At 70.2% G+C, this 15990-nt stretch carries 14 protein-coding genes and 1 tRNA gene; 6 read left to right on the forward strand and 9 right to left on the reverse strand.

Annotation, left to right across the window (positions count from 1 at the left end):
* Nucleotides 1–2: 2 nt before the first annotated feature.
* The 4 genes from SJY14_RS10250 to SJY14_RS10265 all read right to left on the reverse strand — a co-directional run bounded on the left by SJY14_RS10250 (nucleotide 3) and on the right by SJY14_RS10265 (nucleotide 2361).
* A complete protein-coding gene (locus SJY14_RS10250) occupies nucleotides 3–914 on the reverse strand; it encodes a hypothetical protein (RefSeq protein WP_396598830.1) in 912 nt (303 codons plus the stop codon).
* Between the two features lie 174 nt (nucleotides 915–1088).
* Nucleotides 1089–1436 carry a hypothetical protein gene (locus tag SJY14_RS10255; RefSeq protein ID WP_396598831.1) on the reverse strand — a complete coding sequence of 116 codons (348 nt, stop codon included), beginning with the start codon at nucleotides 1434–1436 and terminating at the stop codon, nucleotides 1089–1091.
* Nucleotides 1437–1730: 294 nt separating this feature from the next.
* Nucleotides 1731–1803: transfer RNA gene (locus SJY14_RS10260), tRNA-Val, on the reverse strand.
* Between the two features lie 84 nt (nucleotides 1804–1887).
* Nucleotides 1888–2361: a peroxiredoxin gene (locus SJY14_RS10265; protein WP_056256730.1), complete on the reverse strand. Its 474-nt coding sequence runs from the start codon at nucleotides 2359–2361 to the stop codon at nucleotides 1888–1890.
* 264 nt (nucleotides 2362–2625) lie between these two features.
* On the opposite strand from SJY14_RS10265, the gene aceE reads away from it, so the two are divergent.
* The 6 genes from aceE (at nucleotide 2626) to SJY14_RS10295 (ending at nucleotide 10363) form a co-directional block, all read left to right on the forward strand.
* Nucleotides 2626–5370 (forward strand): pyruvate dehydrogenase (acetyl-transferring), homodimeric type, encoded by a 2745-nt coding sequence (aceE, locus tag SJY14_RS10270; protein WP_396598832.1) that lies wholly within the window; start codon nucleotides 2626–2628, stop codon nucleotides 5368–5370.
* A 22-nt stretch (nucleotides 5371–5392) separates the two neighbouring features.
* A complete protein-coding gene (locus tag SJY14_RS10275) occupies nucleotides 5393–6604 on the forward strand; it encodes a PucR family transcriptional regulator (RefSeq protein ID WP_396598833.1) in 1212 nt (403 codons plus the stop codon).
* A gap of 106 nt (nucleotides 6605–6710) precedes the next feature.
* Entirely contained in the window at nucleotides 6711–7631 is a 921-nt protein-coding gene (locus SJY14_RS10280) for an ACP S-malonyltransferase (protein ID WP_396598834.1), read from the forward strand.
* Nucleotides 7628–8638: a beta-ketoacyl-ACP synthase III gene (locus SJY14_RS10285; protein WP_396598835.1), complete on the forward strand. Its 1011-nt coding sequence runs from the start codon at nucleotides 7628–7630 to the stop codon at nucleotides 8636–8638. The genes SJY14_RS10280 and SJY14_RS10285 overlap by 4 nt, the downstream gene beginning before the upstream one ends.
* Before the next feature lie 81 nt (nucleotides 8639–8719).
* A complete protein-coding gene (locus tag SJY14_RS10290; RefSeq protein ID WP_043592609.1) occupies nucleotides 8720–8968 on the forward strand; it encodes an acyl carrier protein in 249 nt (82 codons plus the stop codon).
* Nucleotides 8969–9124: 156 nt separating this feature from the next.
* A complete protein-coding gene (locus tag SJY14_RS10295; protein WP_055972470.1) occupies nucleotides 9125–10363 on the forward strand; it encodes a beta-ketoacyl synthase in 1239 nt (412 codons plus the stop codon).
* 105 nt (nucleotides 10364–10468) lie between these two features.
* Here SJY14_RS10295 and SJY14_RS10300 read toward each other — a convergent pair whose 3' ends face one another.
* The 5 genes from SJY14_RS10300 to SJY14_RS10320 form a co-directional block, all read right to left on the reverse strand.
* Nucleotides 10469–10972, reverse strand: coding sequence for a DUF3145 domain-containing protein (locus tag SJY14_RS10300; RefSeq protein WP_071253728.1), 504 nt, complete (start codon nucleotides 10970–10972; stop codon nucleotides 10469–10471).
* 197 nt (nucleotides 10973–11169) lie between these two features.
* Nucleotides 11170–12831: a bifunctional 3'-5' exonuclease/DNA polymerase gene (locus SJY14_RS10305; RefSeq protein WP_396598836.1), complete on the reverse strand. Its 1662-nt coding sequence runs from the start codon at nucleotides 12829–12831 to the stop codon at nucleotides 11170–11172.
* A 42-nt stretch (nucleotides 12832–12873) separates the two neighbouring features.
* A complete protein-coding gene (locus SJY14_RS10310) occupies nucleotides 12874–13752 on the reverse strand; it encodes a DUF1684 domain-containing protein (protein WP_396598837.1) in 879 nt (292 codons plus the stop codon).
* Between the two features lie 105 nt (nucleotides 13753–13857).
* A complete protein-coding gene (locus SJY14_RS10315) occupies nucleotides 13858–14499 on the reverse strand; it encodes an FMN reductase (protein WP_071253733.1) in 642 nt (213 codons plus the stop codon).
* Nucleotides 14500–14518: 19 nt separating this feature from the next.
* The gene (locus SJY14_RS10320) at nucleotides 14519–15655 is read right to left on the reverse strand and encodes an LLM class flavin-dependent oxidoreductase (RefSeq protein ID WP_396598838.1); all 1137 of its coding nucleotides are present in this window, start codon (nucleotides 15653–15655) and stop codon (nucleotides 14519–14521) included.
* Nucleotides 15656–15990: the final 335 nt, after the last annotated feature.

A 15990-nucleotide genomic window follows, 5' to 3' on the forward strand; every position in this document is an offset into this window, starting at 1 on the left:
CGTCACGTCTCGACGAAGCACGTTGTGACCATGAGGACGATGGGCCCCGGGTAGACGGTCGGGTAGTCCCGCAGCCAGTCGGCCTCGGCCCGGAACCGCCCGGGCTCCTCGCCCTCGGTCACGGCCCTGACCCCGCGGGACTCCCACAGCTCGACGACGGCAGCGACGTCGCCCGTCGCCGTCGGCGCCGCCTCGGCTCCCGGTGCCGGCTGGGTCCCGTCCGGGCCGGTGGTGCTCCGCCAGTCGTAGCTGTAGGTCCATTCCACACCGCTGCTGAGGTTGTCCAGGTGGCAGCTGTCACGTCGGACGCCGCCGGCCCGCTCGCCCGAGACCGACTTCAGATCGGGGTCGGCCCCGAGCGCACGCACGGTCTCGTCACCCAGCTCGGCAAGCTCCGCCTGGACGTCGCGCTCCTCTGTCCTCCGTTCGAGCTCCGTGGGTGGCTGTGCCTTCTGCAGGGCGAGCTCGACGGTCTTCCTCGTCTGGTAGGTCAGGACCATGCCGTGGGTCGGCACCGCGATCGCCAGAATCGCGAGGGAGGCGATCAGCACCACGCGAGAACGGGTGCGGTCCCGCCGCCGCGCCCGCACCTCCCTCACCGCGACGACGACGGGGAATCCGACGCCGACCGCGGCCCCGACCAGGAAGCCGATCAGGACGCCCGTCCGGTCCAGGTTCGGGCCCCCGGTCGGGAACGACTCCCGCAGCTGGACCGCGATGTCGATGATTCCGCCGGCGGGCAGCGCGACGATCATCAGCGCGACGAGGACCGCGGCGCGGGCCCGCGGGGTGAAACCGGGCGACGGACGAGGCGTCCGTGGGCCGACAGGGGCGTCGCCGTAGTCGCCGGCTCGGTGCGGGGGGAGGTCGTCCTCGGGGACGACGCCGTGCGCCTCGTCTCTGTGGTCGGTCATGCCTCGACGCTACTCATGTGGCTACCGACAGGTCTGCCCCCACGATCGGCACTCCGGTCGCCGTCGGATCGGAAGGGCCGCGATGTCCGGGTGGCCGTCTGGCAGCTGCACCTGGTCCCGACGGTCGAGAGGTCCCGACTCTCGGCTCGCCACCGCCTACGCGCATCGACCCGATCACGGTGGAGCCGGCCGGCTCCAGAAGTCGCCGCGCACCTGGAACCCGTTCCCCGAGTCCTCCCTGTAAACGGTGATGCCGCGGGGGTCGAGGAAGGTGCCCGGAATGCGGTCCCCGAGCTGTGCGTCGAGCTCGGCCCTCAGCTGCTCCTGCGTCACGCCGTCGGCTGGTTCGACGTCGAAGACGGTCCAGCAGCCACCTGAACCGCATTCCTTGCCCGTCGACGCGACCACGGCGGTCGCCGGAAAGCCCATCTGCGCCTCGGTCGGCACATCGCCCTCGGTCGCCCCCAGCGCCTGCAGTGCGTAACGTGCGAGGAGCAGCACGACGGCGATCGCCAGCAGCACAGCGGCGCCGAGCCCGACCCCGATGGCGACCCACCGCCTGGTCGTCACCTTCGTCGAATGCCCCGTCACATCGACAGAGTGTCAGGCCCGGGGCCAGCCCGTCATCAGCCTGCAGGACGAGGAGCTCGCAGCCCGTCCCGCTTTACGCTGTCATCGTTGGTGCTGGTGCTGGTGCCCTCCACCCCTGCGGAACCTGCAGGACTGCCGCTGGGCTACCCGACACGGGGCGGGGACCTCTGATACGCCAGAGAACCCGGCGGTGGCCACATGAATCGTGATGGAGATCTTCGACGGTGGGCCCTACCGGGCTCGAACCGATGACATCCACGGTGTAAACGTGGCGCTCTACCAACTGAGCTAAAGGCCCTCGCGCCGGGACGAGCCGGGCGAGCGAGTACAGGTTAGCGGGTGAGCGAGCCGACCCGCGCCTCCTGGGCCGTCGCCCGGGGCCTCAGGCCGTGACGGGGACGAGCAGGTCGAGCGCGGCGCGGTAGTCGGCGAGCGAACGCTCCTGGCCGGGCTCGGTGCCGAAGTGCTCGCGGATGACGCCGTCGACGTCGATCAGGAAGGTCGTGCGGGTCGCGAAGCCCTTGTTCTCGAGGAAGACGCCGTACTCCTTCGAGACCTCGCCGTGCGGCCAGAAGTCCGCCAGCAGGGTGAAGTCGTAGCCCTTCTCCTCGGCGAAAGCACGAAGCGTCGCCTTCGAGTCGACGGAGACGACCATCAGTTCGACGCGGTGGTCCTGGAACATGGCGAGGTTGTCGCGCAGCGTGCAGAGCTCTTTGGTGCAGGTGCTGCTGAACGCCAAGGGGAAGAACACCAGGGCCACGGGCTTGACGCCCCGGAAGTCGCTCAACCGCACTCGCTCGCCGAACTGGTTCGGCAGGTCGAAGTCGGGAGCCTGGATGGCGTTCTCCAGAGCCATGGGTGCGTTCCTTTCGCGTCGACCCGGGCGGTCGGCGACTGACACGATCGCCGATCCTACGCCTCACGCGTCGGATTTCAAGCGGGGGCACGGCCGGGCGTTCCCAGCGCGCGCCGAGCCTGTGTCGGTCGGGGCAACTAGAGTGGTCGCGTCAGGCGGAGTACGTCTCGGAACCCGGGCACGACGGGCCTGACATCTGTTTGTCCACTCCACGCGGTGGCCCTCCAAGAGACGGCTGCTCCACACAGATGATTGAGGTCAAGGGTGACGGTTAACGATCAGGACCCGTACACGGTCGACAAGGCCGATCGCGATCCCGAAGAGACCGCCGAGTGGCGCGAGTCGCTCGACGCTCTCGTGAAGGCGCAGGGTCACGAACGTGCCCGCGAGATCATGAAGAGCCTGCTCACCCGGTCGAGCGAGCTGCACCTGGGCGTGCCGATGGTCCCCAAGACGGACTACGTCAACACCATCGCCCCCGAAGACGAGCCCGAGTTCCCCGGTGACGAAGAGCTCGAGCGCCGCTACCGCAAGTGGGTCCGCTGGAACGCGGCGATCACCGTGCACCGCGCTCAGCGCCCCGGCATCTCCGTCGGCGGACACATCTCGACCTACGCTTCGTCGGCCGCTCTGTACGAAGTCGGCAACAACCACTTCTTCCGCGGTCAGGACCACTCCGGCGGCGGCGACCAGGTGTTCTTCCAGGGCCACGCCTCCCCCGGCATGTACGCCCGCGCCTACCTCGAGGGCCGTCTCGGCACCGACCAGCTCGACGGCTTCCGCCAAGAGAAGTCGCACGCCTCCGGCGGACTCAGCTCGTACCCGCACCCGCGCCTCATGCCCGAGTTCTGGCAGTTCCCGACCGTGTCGATGGGCCTCGGGCCGATCAACGCGATCTACCAGGCACAGGTCGCCAAGTACCTCACCAACCGCGGCATCAAGGACGCCAGCGACCAGCAGGTCTGGGCATTCCTCGGCGACGGCGAGATGGACGAGGTCGAGAGCCGCGGTCAGCTGCAGGTGGCGGCCAACGAGGGCCTCGACAACCTCAACTTCATCATCAACTGCAATCTGCAGCGCCTCGATGGCCCGGTGCGCGGCAACGGCAAGATCATCCAAGAGCTCGAGTCGTTCTTCCGCGGCGCGGGCTGGAACGTCATCAAGGTCGTCTGGGGTCGCGAGTGGGACTCTCTGCTCGCGAACGATTCGAGCGGCGCGCTGCTCAACCTCATGAACACCACGCCCGACGGCGACTTCCAGACCTACAAGGCCGAGAGCGGCGGATACGTCCGCGACAACTTCTTCGGCCGCGACCCCCGCGCGCTCGAGCTCGTCGCGGACTACTCCGACGACGACATCTGGAACCTCAAGCGCGGCGGCCACGACTACCGCAAGGTCTACGCCGCGTTCAAGGCCGCGACCGAACACAAGGGCCAGCCGACGGTCATCCTCGCCAAGACGGTCAAGGGCTACGGCCTCGGCAAATCGTTCGAGGGCCGCAACGCGACCCACCAGATGAAGAAGCTCACGCTCGACAACCTCAAGCAGTTCCGCGACGAGCTCCGCATCCCGATCAGCGACGCCCAGCTCGACGAGAACCCGTACCTGCCGCCGTACTACCACCCCGGTCAGGACGACGACGCGATCCAGTACATGCAAGAGCGCCGTCGCGCGCTCGGTGGCTACGTGCCCGAGCGCCGCAGCAAGTACACGCAGATCGCCGTCCCCGAGGCGAAGACGTACGACGTCGTCAAGAAGGGCTCGGGCAAGCAGGAGGTCGCCACCACGATGGCGTTCGCCCGCCTGCTGAAAGACCTCTTGCGCTCGCCCGACTTCGGCCACCGCATCGTGCCGATCATCCCGGATGAAGCCCGCACCTTCGGCATGGACGCCTACTTCCCGACGTCCAAGATCTACAACCCGAACGGCCAGCACTACACGTCGGTCGACCGTGAACTGCTGCTCGCCTACAAAGAGAGCCCGCAGGGCCAGATCATCCACGTCGGCATCAACGAGGCCGGCGCGTTCGCGGCCTTCACCGCCGTCGGCACCTCCTACTCCACGCAGGGCGAACCGCTCATCCCGGTCTACGTCTTCTACTCGATGTTCGGGTTCCAGCGCACCGGCGACGCCATGTGGGCAGCCGGCGACCAGATGGCCCGCGGGTTCATCATCGGCGCCACCGCCGGTCGCACGACGCTGACCGGCGAAGGCCTGCAGCACGCCGACGGCCACTCGCCGCTGCTCGCGTCGACGAACCCCGCGGTCGTCTCGTTCGACCCCGCCTTCGGGTACGAGCTCGGCCACATCGTCAAGTCGGGCATGGACCGCATGTACGGCACCGACGAGCACGGCAACGCGTCGCACTCCGACCCGAACGTCATGTACTACATCACCGTCTACAACGAGCCGATGTCCCAGCCCGTCGAGCCCGAAGGTCTCGACGTCGATGGTGTGGTGCGCGGCATCTACAAGCTCAAGGACGCCGAGAACCTGGGCCCCCGCGCCCAGCTGCTCGCGTCCGGCGTCGGTGTGCCGTGGGCCCTCGAGGCCCAGCAGCTGCTGGCCGACGACTGGAACGTCGCGGCCGACGTCTGGAGCGTCACCAGCTGGACCGAACTGCGCCGCGACGGCCTGGCCGCCGAAGAGCACAACTTCCTGCACCCGAACGACGAGCCCAAGACGCCCTACGTGACCGAGAAGTTGCAGGGTTCCGAGGGTCCGTTCATCGCCACCAGCGACTTCATGGCAGCCGTGCCTGACCAGATCCGCGAGTACGTGCCCGGCGACTACCTCACGCTCGGCGCCGACGGCTTCGGCTTCAGCGACACCCGCGCGGCCGCTCGCCGGTTCTTCAAGATCGACGGCCCGTCGGTCGTCGTCCGCACCCTGCAGGCCCTGGCCCGTCGTGGCGAGGTCGACCCGGGCGTCGTCCAGCAGGCGATCGACCGGTACCAGCTGCACGACGTCACCGCCGGCACCAGCGGCACCGCCGGCGGGGAGGCCTGACGACCCCGTGAGCGCCGAGCGGGTGCCCACATCGCCCCTGCAGCCGTCCGCGGCCACGAAAGAGCGAACGCTCGCGTGGCTGCGGACGGTGTCGGGCGAGTTGTCCACCGCGACTATTAAGCGCCTCGAAGAGACGCTGCCGTGGTACGGGGACATGCCCCCCGGGCGCCGTTCGGCGGTCGGGCTCGTCGCCCAGGCCGGCATCACCTCCTTCATCAGCTGGTTCGCCGACCCCCGGTCCACCCCGTGGATCGCGGCGGACGTGTTCGGCTCGGCCCCGCGCGAGCTGCTGCGCTCGGTCAGCCTGACCCAGACCCTGCAGCTCATCCGCATCACCGTCGAGGTCGTCGAAGAACGCGTCAAGGACGGGGACGACTCGCTCCGCGAGGCGATCCTGCTCTACTCGCGCGAGATCGCGTTCGCCTCCGCCGACGTCTACGCCCGGGCCGCCGAGGCCCGCGGCCTCTGGGACGCTCGGCTCGAAGCCCTGGTCGTCGACTCGATCCTCAGCGGCGAGTACGACGACGAGCTGCCCAGCCGCATCGCCGCGCTCGGCTGGCACGGTCACGGCGAGGTCGCCGTGCTCGTCGGCACGGCTCCCCGCATGCTCGACGTCGACATGTTGCGACGCACGGCCCGGCACCGAGAGGCCGATGTACTCATCGGCGTGCAGGGCAGCCGACTGGTGCTCGTCATCGGGCGTGCCGACCCGCTCGACGAGAGCAGCGCCTCCTCGACGCACCCCAGCTTCACCGAGATCGCCCGAGCCCTCGAACCCGGTTTCGGCGACGGGCACCTCGTGCTCGGACACGAGGTGCCGAGCCTCGTCGACGCCTCGAAGAGCGCCAAGGCCGCCCTCGCCGGCTTCGCCGTCGCCCGGGCCTGGCGCAACGCGCCCCGCCCCGTCCTCGCCGACGACCTGTTGCCCGAGCGCGCCCTCGCCGGAGACCCGGTGGCACGGTCGACGCTGGTCAACCGCATCTACAAGCCGCTCAAGACGCACTCCACCGAGCTGCTGACCACCCTGTGGTGCTACCTCGACAACGGACGCTCGCTGGAGGCCACGGCACGCGAACTCTTCGTGCACCCGAACACCGTGCGCTACCGCCTCAAGCGCGTCACCGACGTGATCGGGTGGGACGCCACCGGAGCCCGCGAGGCCCTCATCCTGCAGTCCGCGCTCGTGCTCGGATCGATCGCCGACCCCGACGGGTCCGGCGTCCGACGCAAATGACCGTCGGGCCGCCCGAGGGCCAGGCTGTGCGCTTCGACAACGTTCATGCGCATCTTTGGTCGAGTTGCTACACCGCAGACCCGCGACTCATTGGCATGATGGACCAGTGATCGTTGTCGTAGCGCCCGGTCAGGGCTCCCAAACTCCTGGTTTCCTCGACCCCTGGCTGGCCGACCCCGACCAGCGCGACCTGCTGACGTCACTCTCCGACGCGGCCGGCGTCGATCTCGTCGCCCACGGCACCACGTCCGACGCCGACACGATCCGTGACACGGCCGTCGCACAGCCCCTCATCGTCGCGGCGGGCATCCTGACCGCCCGTGCTCTCTTCCGCCACGTGGACCGCTCTGCGGTCGCCGGTGTCGCGGGCCACTCGGTCGGCGAGTTCACCGCCGCGGCCGTCGGCGGCGTGCTGACCGACGTGGACGCCGTCACGCTCGTCGCGGAGCGTGGCCGGGCCATGGCCGACGCCGCCGCCCTCGTCGAGACCGGCATGAGCGCCGTGCTCGGCGGCGACGAAGCCGACCTGCTCGCCCGCCTGGACGCTCTGGGCCTCTTCCCCGCCAACTACAACGGTGGCGGCCAGATCGTCGTCGCCGGCGAGACCGCAGCCCTCGCCGAGCTGGCGGCCGACCCGCCGGCCAAGAGCCGCGTCGTGCCCCTGCAGGTCGCCGGCGCCTTCCACACGCGCTACATGCAACCGGCCGTCGAGCGCCTCAGGTCGGCTGCGTCCACCGTCACGGCCGCCGACCCCGCGCTGACGCTCTGGACCAACCACGACGGCAGCACCGTCGACTCGGGGGCCCGCTTCGTCGAGCTGCTCGTCGGTCAGGTCTCGTCGCCCGTCCGGTGGGACGCGACCATGCGGTCGTTCGCCGATGCCGGTGTGACGGGCATCGTCGAACTCGCCCCGGCCGGAGCCCTCACCGGCCTCGCCAAGCGCGCGCTGAGGGGTGTCCCCTCGGTCGCCGTCAAGACACCCGACGACCTGCAGGCCGCCGTCGACCTCATCGAGGGAGCAGCATGACCACCCCCCAGCTCAACCAGACCACCGGTGCGCAGTTCACCCGCATCTACGCGCTCGGCGCCGCCCGCGGTGAAAACGTCGTGCCGAACGCCGACATCATCGAACCGATCAACTCGAGCGACGAGTGGATCCAGCAGCGCACCGGCGTGATCACCCGTCGCCGTGCGGGCAAGGACGTCAAGGTCGTCGACCTCGCCGAGGCGGCCGCCACCGAGGCCATCGCCAAGTCGGGCATCCGTCCCGACCAGATCGGCGCCGTCCTCGTGTCGACCATCGGCGCGGGCGTCGTCACGCCGTCGGTCGCGTCGCTGCTCGCCGAGCGCGTCGGCGCGAACCCCGCCGCCGCCTACGACATCTCAGCCGCCTGTGCCGGATTCACCTACGGCATCGCGCAGGCCGACTCGTTCGTCAAGTCGGGCCTCGCCGAGTACGTCCTCGTCGTCGGCGCCGAGAAACTCAGCGACGTCATCGACCCGACCGACCGCACGATCTCGTTCCTCCTCGCCGACGGGGCGGGCGCCGCGATCGTCGGCCCGTCCGACAGCGCGGGCATCGGCCCGACGGTATGGGGCTCGGACGGCTCCAAGTGGGACGCCATCGGCATGACCAACACCATGACCGAGTACCGCGAGGGCGCGGGCGAGATCCCCTGGCCCACCCTGCGCCAAGAGGGTCAGACGGTCTTCCGCTGGGCCGTCTGGGAGATGGCGAAGGTCGCGAAAGAGGCGCTCGACCGCGCGGGCGTCACCGCCGACCAGCTCTCGGCCTTCGTGCCGCACCAGGCCAACATGCGCATCATCGACGAATTCGCCAAGCAGCTCGGCCTGCCCGAGTCCGTCGTGATCGGTCGTGACATCGCGACCACCGGCAACACCTCGGCCGCGAGCATCCCGCTCGCGACCCACCGACTGCTCGACGAGCACCCCGAACTCAGCGGCGGTCTCGCGCTGCAGATCGGTTTCGGTGCCGGACTCGTGTTCGGCGCCCAGGTGGTCGTGCTGCCCTAGCGCGCCGCTGCCCGCCCGACCGCGGGGCGCTGTATAGGCTTTACCCCGGTCACAACGACACCCCCTCAAGGAGACAACACCATGGCACTGTCCACCGAAGAAGTCCTCGCCGGCCTCGCCGAGCTCGTCAACGACGAGACCGGGATCGCCACCGACACCGTCGAGATGGACAAGTCGTTCACCGACGACCTCGACATCGACTCGATCTCCATGATGACCATCGTCGTCAACGCCGAAGAGAAGTTCGACGTCAAGATCCCCGACGAAGAGGTCAAGAACCTCAAGACCGTCGGCGACGCCGTCACGTACATCCACAAGGCGCAGAACTAAGACGTCGGCTGCCCGGTCGCCCCTCGGGCGACCGGGCCCCGCCGCTGTGCCCTCGACGCCGTCGACCCCACGCCACCAGCCTCGGCTGCAGCCCGGGTCACGGCGTCGTTCCACATCGGCACAGCCCACCGACCGGCCCTCCCAGAAGGAACGTCAATGACCAAGAAGATCGTCGTCACCGGACTCGGCGCCACGAGCCCGCTCGGTGGCACCGCCACCGAGAGCTGGCAGAACCTGCTCGCCGGCCAGTCGGGCATCACCACGCTCGAGCAGGACTGGGTCGCCAAGTACGAGCTGCCCGTCACCTTCGCCGGCCAGGCACGCACCCCCTCCGCCGACGTGCTCGACCGTCGAGAGATCAAGCGCCTCGACCCGTCGAGCCAGTTCGCGCTCACCGCCGCCCGCGAGGCCTGGGCCGACGCCGGCTCGCCCGAGGTCGTCCCCGAGCGCTTCATCGTCGACTGGGCCACCGGCATCGGGGGCGTCTGGACGCTGCTCGACGGGTGGGACACCCTTCGCGAGAAGGGCCCGCGACGCGTCCTGCCCATGACCGTCCCCATGCTCATGCCGAACGGCCCCGCCGCCGCGATCTCGATGAGCCTGGGCGCACGCGCCGGAGCCCGCACGGTCGTCTCGGCCTGCGCCTCCAGCACCGAGTCGATCGCCATGGCCTACGAGCACCTGCAGTCCGGCCTGGCCGACATCGCCGTCGCCGGCGGTTCCGAGGCCGCCATCCACCCGATGCCCCTGGCCTCGTTCGCCGCCATGCAGGCCCTCTCGAAGCGCAACGACGACCCCGCCACGGCTTCGCGTCCCTACGACGTCACGCGCGACGGCTTCGTCCTCGCCGAAGGCGGCGCCGCGCTCGTGCTCGAGACGGAAGAGCACGCCCTGGCCCGCGGGGCCCGCATCTACGCCGAACTCATCGGCGGAGCGGTCACGAGCGACTCGTACCACATCACCGCTCCCGACCCCGAGGGCACCGGTGCGGCCCGGGCCGTCATCGCCACGCTCGAGAACGCCGGGGTGGACCGCGACCAGGTCGTCCACGTCAACGCCCACGCGACGAGCACCCCGGTCGGCGACATCGCCGAGTACCACGCCATCAAGCGCGTGTTCGGTGACCACACCTCGAAGCTGATCGTCTCGGCGACCAAGGCGGCCACGGGTCACCTGCTCGGCGGTGCGGGCGGCATCGAGGCGCTGTTCACGGTCAAGGCGCTGCACGAGCGCGTCGCACCGCAGACGATCAACGTCACGCAGATGGACGACGAGATCGACATGGACGTCGTCGTCGGCGAGCCCCGCCCTCTGCCCGAGGGCGAGATCGTCGCGATCAGCAACTCGTTCGGCTTCGGCGGCCACAACGCCGTCGTCGGGTTCCGTTCGGTCTGACCGAGGCGAGCAGCGCAGGAGGCGCGGGTGGCGTGATCACGCCACCCGCGCCTCCTGCGTCGTCACCTGGTGCGCCCGGGCCGCACGTCACCGGGCCGCAGCGGGTCAGCCGACCTTGTGCAGCCAGACGACGGGGTTGCCCTCGCCGCTGTAGCGGAACGGTTCGAGTTCGTCGTCCCAGGCCTGGCCGAGGGCGAGACGCAGCTCGCGGTGCAGCTCGAGGGCGTTCGACCCCGCGATGTCCATGGCGTAGCGGATGCGGTCTTCCGGGATGACCGTGTTGCCGGCGGTGTCGGTCTGCGCGAAGAAGACGCCGAGGTCGGGCGAGTGCATCCACCGACCACCGTCGTGGGTCTCACCCGGGTCTTCGGTCACCTCGTAGCGCAGGTGCTCCCAACCGCGCAGCGCGGAGGCGATGCGGGCGCCGGAGCCCTCGTCGCCCTGCCACGAGAACTCGGTGCGCTGGGCACCGGGCAGCACGGGCTGGTCGACCCAGGCGAAGTTCACGCCGTGCCCGAGGGCACGACCGACGGCCCACTCGACGTGTGGGCACAGTGCACGAGGGGACGAGTGCACGTAGAGCACTCCCCGAGCGGTTGCAGCAGCCACGATTCCTCCATCTGGTTCAGGTGCGACTTCCCCATCGACCTGTCAGACGTGATTCGTGTGCGTTCTTCGATTGTGCGAGCCGAGGCCCGGTGGTACACGGACCGGAGCCCGTTCTGTGAATTATGACCGACCCGCCTGAGAAATTACAACTGTGTAACACCTGCGAATGAAGACGCCGTCTCGGACGTGCCGCGCGGTCACTTCGCCTGGGAGTAGTCGTCCACGACGGCGACCGTCACCGGGAAGGTGACCGGGGCGTCGCCGAACAGCAGTCGGCCGGCCTCGACCGCGCTCTCGGCGACCAGCGTGGCGACCTCGTCGGCCGCGGCGGCGGGGGCGTGCACGACCACCTCGTCGTGCAGGAAGAACACGAAGTGGGGTGCCGGGACGCCGGTCCCCCACCGCACGTGGAGACGTCGGCGCAGCGCGCCCATCCAACAGAGAGCCCACTCGGCGGCGGTGCCCTGGACGACGAAGTTGCGGGTGAACCGCCCCCACGAGCGCGCGTCGCGATCGGCCGGCCGGACGCCCATCTCGGGCGGCAGGGCGCCCGCCTCGGCACCACCGGCGGCATCCGGATCGTCGGAAGGCCGGGGTGAGCTGCGTCCGAGCAGCGTGTCGACGACTCCCCCGGCCTCGCCCGTGCGGGCCGCCGTCTCGACGAATGCCATGGCGTCGGGGAACCGTCGGGCCAGGCGCGGCACGAGCCGGCCGCTCTCGCCCTGGGTCGCGCCGTACATCGCGCCGAGCATGGCGACCTTGGCCTCGGCGCGGGTCGCGACGGCTCCGCTGGCGACGATTCCCTCGTAGAGGTCGCCGGACCCCGCCCGCGCCATCGAGCGGTCGCCGGACAACCCGGTCAGGATACGCGGCTCGAGTTGCGAGGCGTCGGCGACCACGAGCTTCCAGCCCGGGTCGGCCACGACGGCGCCTCGGACCGCCCTGGGGAGCTGCAGCGCGCCTCCTCCGCTCGTGGCCCAGCGACCGGTCACGACGCCGCCCGGCACGTAGTCGGGGCGGAAGCGCCCGCCGTGCACCCAGGCGTCGAGCCAGGCCCAGCCGTTGGCCACGAGCAGCCGCTGCATCTTCTTGTAGCGCAGCAGCGGCTCGATCGCGGGGTGCTCGTGCCGTTGGAGCTCCCACTGGCGCGTCGACTGCACCAGGACACCGGCACGGTTCAGGGCGCGGATCAACTCGGCCGGTGAGTCGGGGTTGAGGTCGGGGGCATCGAGGGCCTGTCGCACCTCGTCGAGGGCAGCACGCATGCGAGCCGGGCGCTCACCCGGGGAGGGCCTCGGCCCGAGCGCGGCGGTCAGGAGCTCGTCGTGCACCCGGGGCGACCACGGGATGCCTCGGTGTCGCATCTCGACCGCGATCAACGCGCCGGTGGACTCGGCGGCGACGAGAAGTTCGAGCCGACCGCGGGTCGGCGACGCCTCGATCGCATCTCGCTGGGCCAGGAACTCGCCCGCCGGGTCGGGCAGAGAATCGGGCACGACCTCGAAGAGGCCGTCGGACTCGCCGGGCACCGCCTGGGCGACGTCCCACGGGCCGGGGGCCGCGCCTCCGGCCGGGAAGCCGGGGGCTGCCGTCGACCGCCGCAGGATCGCGTGCACGAGGCGGAGGTCGACGCAGCGGGCCACCGTGACCCCGGCGTCGAGGAGGCGCGGGTACCACCTCGGGGTGTCGTCCCAGACCCAGCGGGGCGAGGCCTCGCCCTCGAGCCCGGCGACGCGCGTCGGCAGGTCGGACGCGGCGATCGTCTCGACGCCCACCACCTCGAGACGGCCCGACGCACCACGCTCGTACCGCGTCAGCTCGACGTCGCCGTCGGGCAGGCGACGCAGCAGGAAGAACACCGCCTGATCATCCCACCCCGCGCCGACACCGTCGGCCCGTTCCTAGTGCAGCGGGTGCCCGGCGGAGTCGAGGACGTTCTTCTCGCCCGCCTCGACGGCCGTCGCAAACCGGTTCTGGGCCGGCGGGATCGGGCAGTTGAAGGCGTACGAGAAGGCGCAGGGCGGCAGGACGGCCCGGTTGAAGTCGAGCGTGATGGTGCCGTCGCCGTTCGGGGTCGGGAACAGGAACCGCCCGACCGAATAGGTGCTGTCACCGTTGGTGGCGTCGCCGAAGACGAGCTGCAACCGGTCGCCGTCACCCGACGGGAAGGCGGCGAGCTCGTGGTCGACCCCGTCGCGCGTGAACCGGATGAGACCGGGCAGCGGCTTGGGGCGACTGAGGTCGAGGTCCTTCTGGTGGCGGATGTCGATCTGGGCATCCGCCGCGGTCGGCACGAAGTCGGCGGTGACGACCCAGTCCGGGTCGAACGGGAAGGCGTCGATCGAGCCGAACCCCGTGACCGCGTCCGACGCCGAGTCCCAGACGCGCAGGGCGTAGCCGGTGTGGTCGTCGTTCGCGATCACCGTGCCGGTCGTGGTCTCCGAGAACCGGAGGCTGCTCGGGGCCGGGGAGTCATCACCCGCCACGATCACGGTGCCGTCGACCAGGTCGCCGTCGACGTGGATGCCGTCCGCGGCGGTGGCCGTCAGCGCCAGCCCCGACACGCCCTGCGGCGTCGGCGCCCAGCGGCCCGGCACGCCCCAGACGGTCTGCTCCAGGTCGACCCACTGCGTACCGGTCAGCGCGAGCGGGCCCTGCGGCGACAGGACGCGGGTGCGGCGCAAGGTGTGGAAGCGATCGAGCTCGGCCTGTGCCGCCGCGTCCTCGGGCGTGCGGGTGGCGCCGGCGGTGATGGCGGTGCTGTCGGTGCTGTCGGTCATCGGTCCTCCTGGGGTCTGACGATGGGCAACGCCGAGGAGGCGCCGTTCATGCCCCGAGGGGCGGGACGTGGTCGAGACCGGCACCGCGCCTCCTCGTCCGACGTCTCAGGGCTGCGGGTCGTCGCCGCCCACGGCGAGGCGTCGCAGCTGTTCGTCGAAGGGGACGACCGCGGCGAACGGATCGTCGAGAGCGCCTTCGTGTCGGGCGACGAGCTCGGCGAACTCGCCCGCGGCACGCGTCACGCGCTCGGGCAGCGTGGTCGAGGTGCCGTCGCCCTCTCCCCAATCCTCGGACGCCGCGAACACCGAGGTGGGCACGACGACGGCCTGGAGGTAGGCGAACAGGGGTCGCACCGCGTACTCGAGGGCGAGCGAGTGGCGGGCCGTGCCACCGGTCGCCCCGATCAGCACGGGCGTACCCGTGAGGGCCTTGTGGTCCATCACGTCGACGAACGACTTGAACAGGCCGCTGTACGAGGACGAGAAGACGGGCGTGACCGCGATCACGCCGTCGGCGCTCGTCACCTTCTCGAGCGCCTCGGCGAGGGCAGGAGGCGCGAAGCCGGTGAGCATCGCGTCCGTCACCTCGTGCGCGAGGTCACGCAACTCGACGACCTCGACCTCGACGAACGAGCCGCGGCCGACGAGGTCACGCGTGGTGGCCTCGACCAGGCGGTCGGCCAACAGACGCGTGGACGAGGGCTGGCTCAGCCCCGCGGACAGGGCGACGATCTTCTTGGTGCTCATGGCGCGCCTCCTGCGTGTCTCAGCGGGCGGACGACGCGGTGAGCGCGTCGTGCGCGGTGGGTGCGGTCGTGGACTGCGACGCGCGGGTCGCGGCCTCGACGAGCGAGGCGTGCGTCGGGGCGTCCGGCACATGGGCCGGACGGTTCGCGGCGAACTCGCGACGCAGGACCGGAACGACCTCGCTGCCGAGGATGTCGAGCTGTTCGAGGACGGTCTTCAGGGGCAGACCGGCGTGATCCATCAGGAAAAGCTGACGCTGGTAGTCGCCGACGTAGTCGCGGAAGCCGAGCGTGCGGTCGATGACCTCCTGCGGGCTGCCGACGGTGAGCGGCGTCTGGCTCGTGAAGTCCTCCATCGACGGGCCGTGGCCGTAGACCGGGGCGTTGTCGAAGTAGGGGCGGAAGGTGCGCTTGGCGTCCTGCGAGTTCTTCGCCAGGAAGACCTGACCGCCCAAACCGACGATCGCCTGGTCGGCACGCCCGTGTCCGTGGTGCTCGAAGCGGCTGCGGTAGAGCTCGACCATCTGCTTCGTGTGCGAGGCGGGCCAGAAGATGTGGTTGGCGAAGAAGCCGTCGCCGTAGTACGCGGCCTGCTCGGCGATCTCGGGGCTGCGGATCGAGCCGTGCCAGACGAAGGGCGCGACGCCGTCGAGCGGACGCGGGGTCGCCGTGAACCCCTGGAGCGGGGTGCGGAAGTGGCCCTTCCAGTCGACGACGTCCTCACGCCAGAGACGGTGCAGCAGGGCGTAGTTCTCGATCGCCAGGTTGATGCCCTGACGGATGTCCTTGCCGAACCAGGGGTAGACCGGGCCCGTGTTGCCGCGACCGAGCGTGAGGTCGACACGACCGCCGGCCAGGTGCTGCAGCAGCGCGAAGTCCTCGGCGATCTTGACCGGGTCGTTCGTGGTGATGAGGGTCGTGGCCGTGCTGAGCACGATGCGCTCGGTCTGCGCGGCGATGTAGGCGAGGAGGGTCGTCGGGCTCGAGTTCACGAAGGGCGGGTTGTGGTGCTCGCCCGCGGCGTAGACGTCGAGGCCGACCTCCTCCGCCTTCTTCGCGATGGTGACCATCGCCTTCAGACGCTCGCCCTCGGTCGGGGTGACGCCGGTGGTGGGGTCGGTCGTGATGTCGCCGACGCTGAAGATTCCGAACTGCATTGCTCCACCTTAGAACATCTGCATGCGTTTGCATGCACTTCCGTGAACCGGAGGGTGGGGCGTGGCATTCCCGGGTGCGCCACCGCCGTCGGAACGTGCCGCTGCCGACGCCGGCCCCGGCCCCGGCCTCAACCCCGGCCCCGGCCCGGACCTGCGTGTGCGGCGCTCGCCGTGTCGGCAACTCCGGACTGGTGCTGCACCGCCGAAGCCCAGTCCCGGAAACACGGGACCCACGGCGACCGGTGCTGCAGGAGGCAGAAGTTACCGGCCCGTGTCGGCAACTCCGGACGGGTGCTGAACCGCCGATGCCCAGGCTCGGAAACGCGGGACCCACG

The sequence above is a fragment of the Frigoribacterium sp. R86507 genome (genome assembly GCF_044597695.1).
Taxonomy (GTDB): Bacteria; Actinomycetota; Actinomycetes; order Actinomycetales; family Microbacteriaceae; genus Frigoribacterium.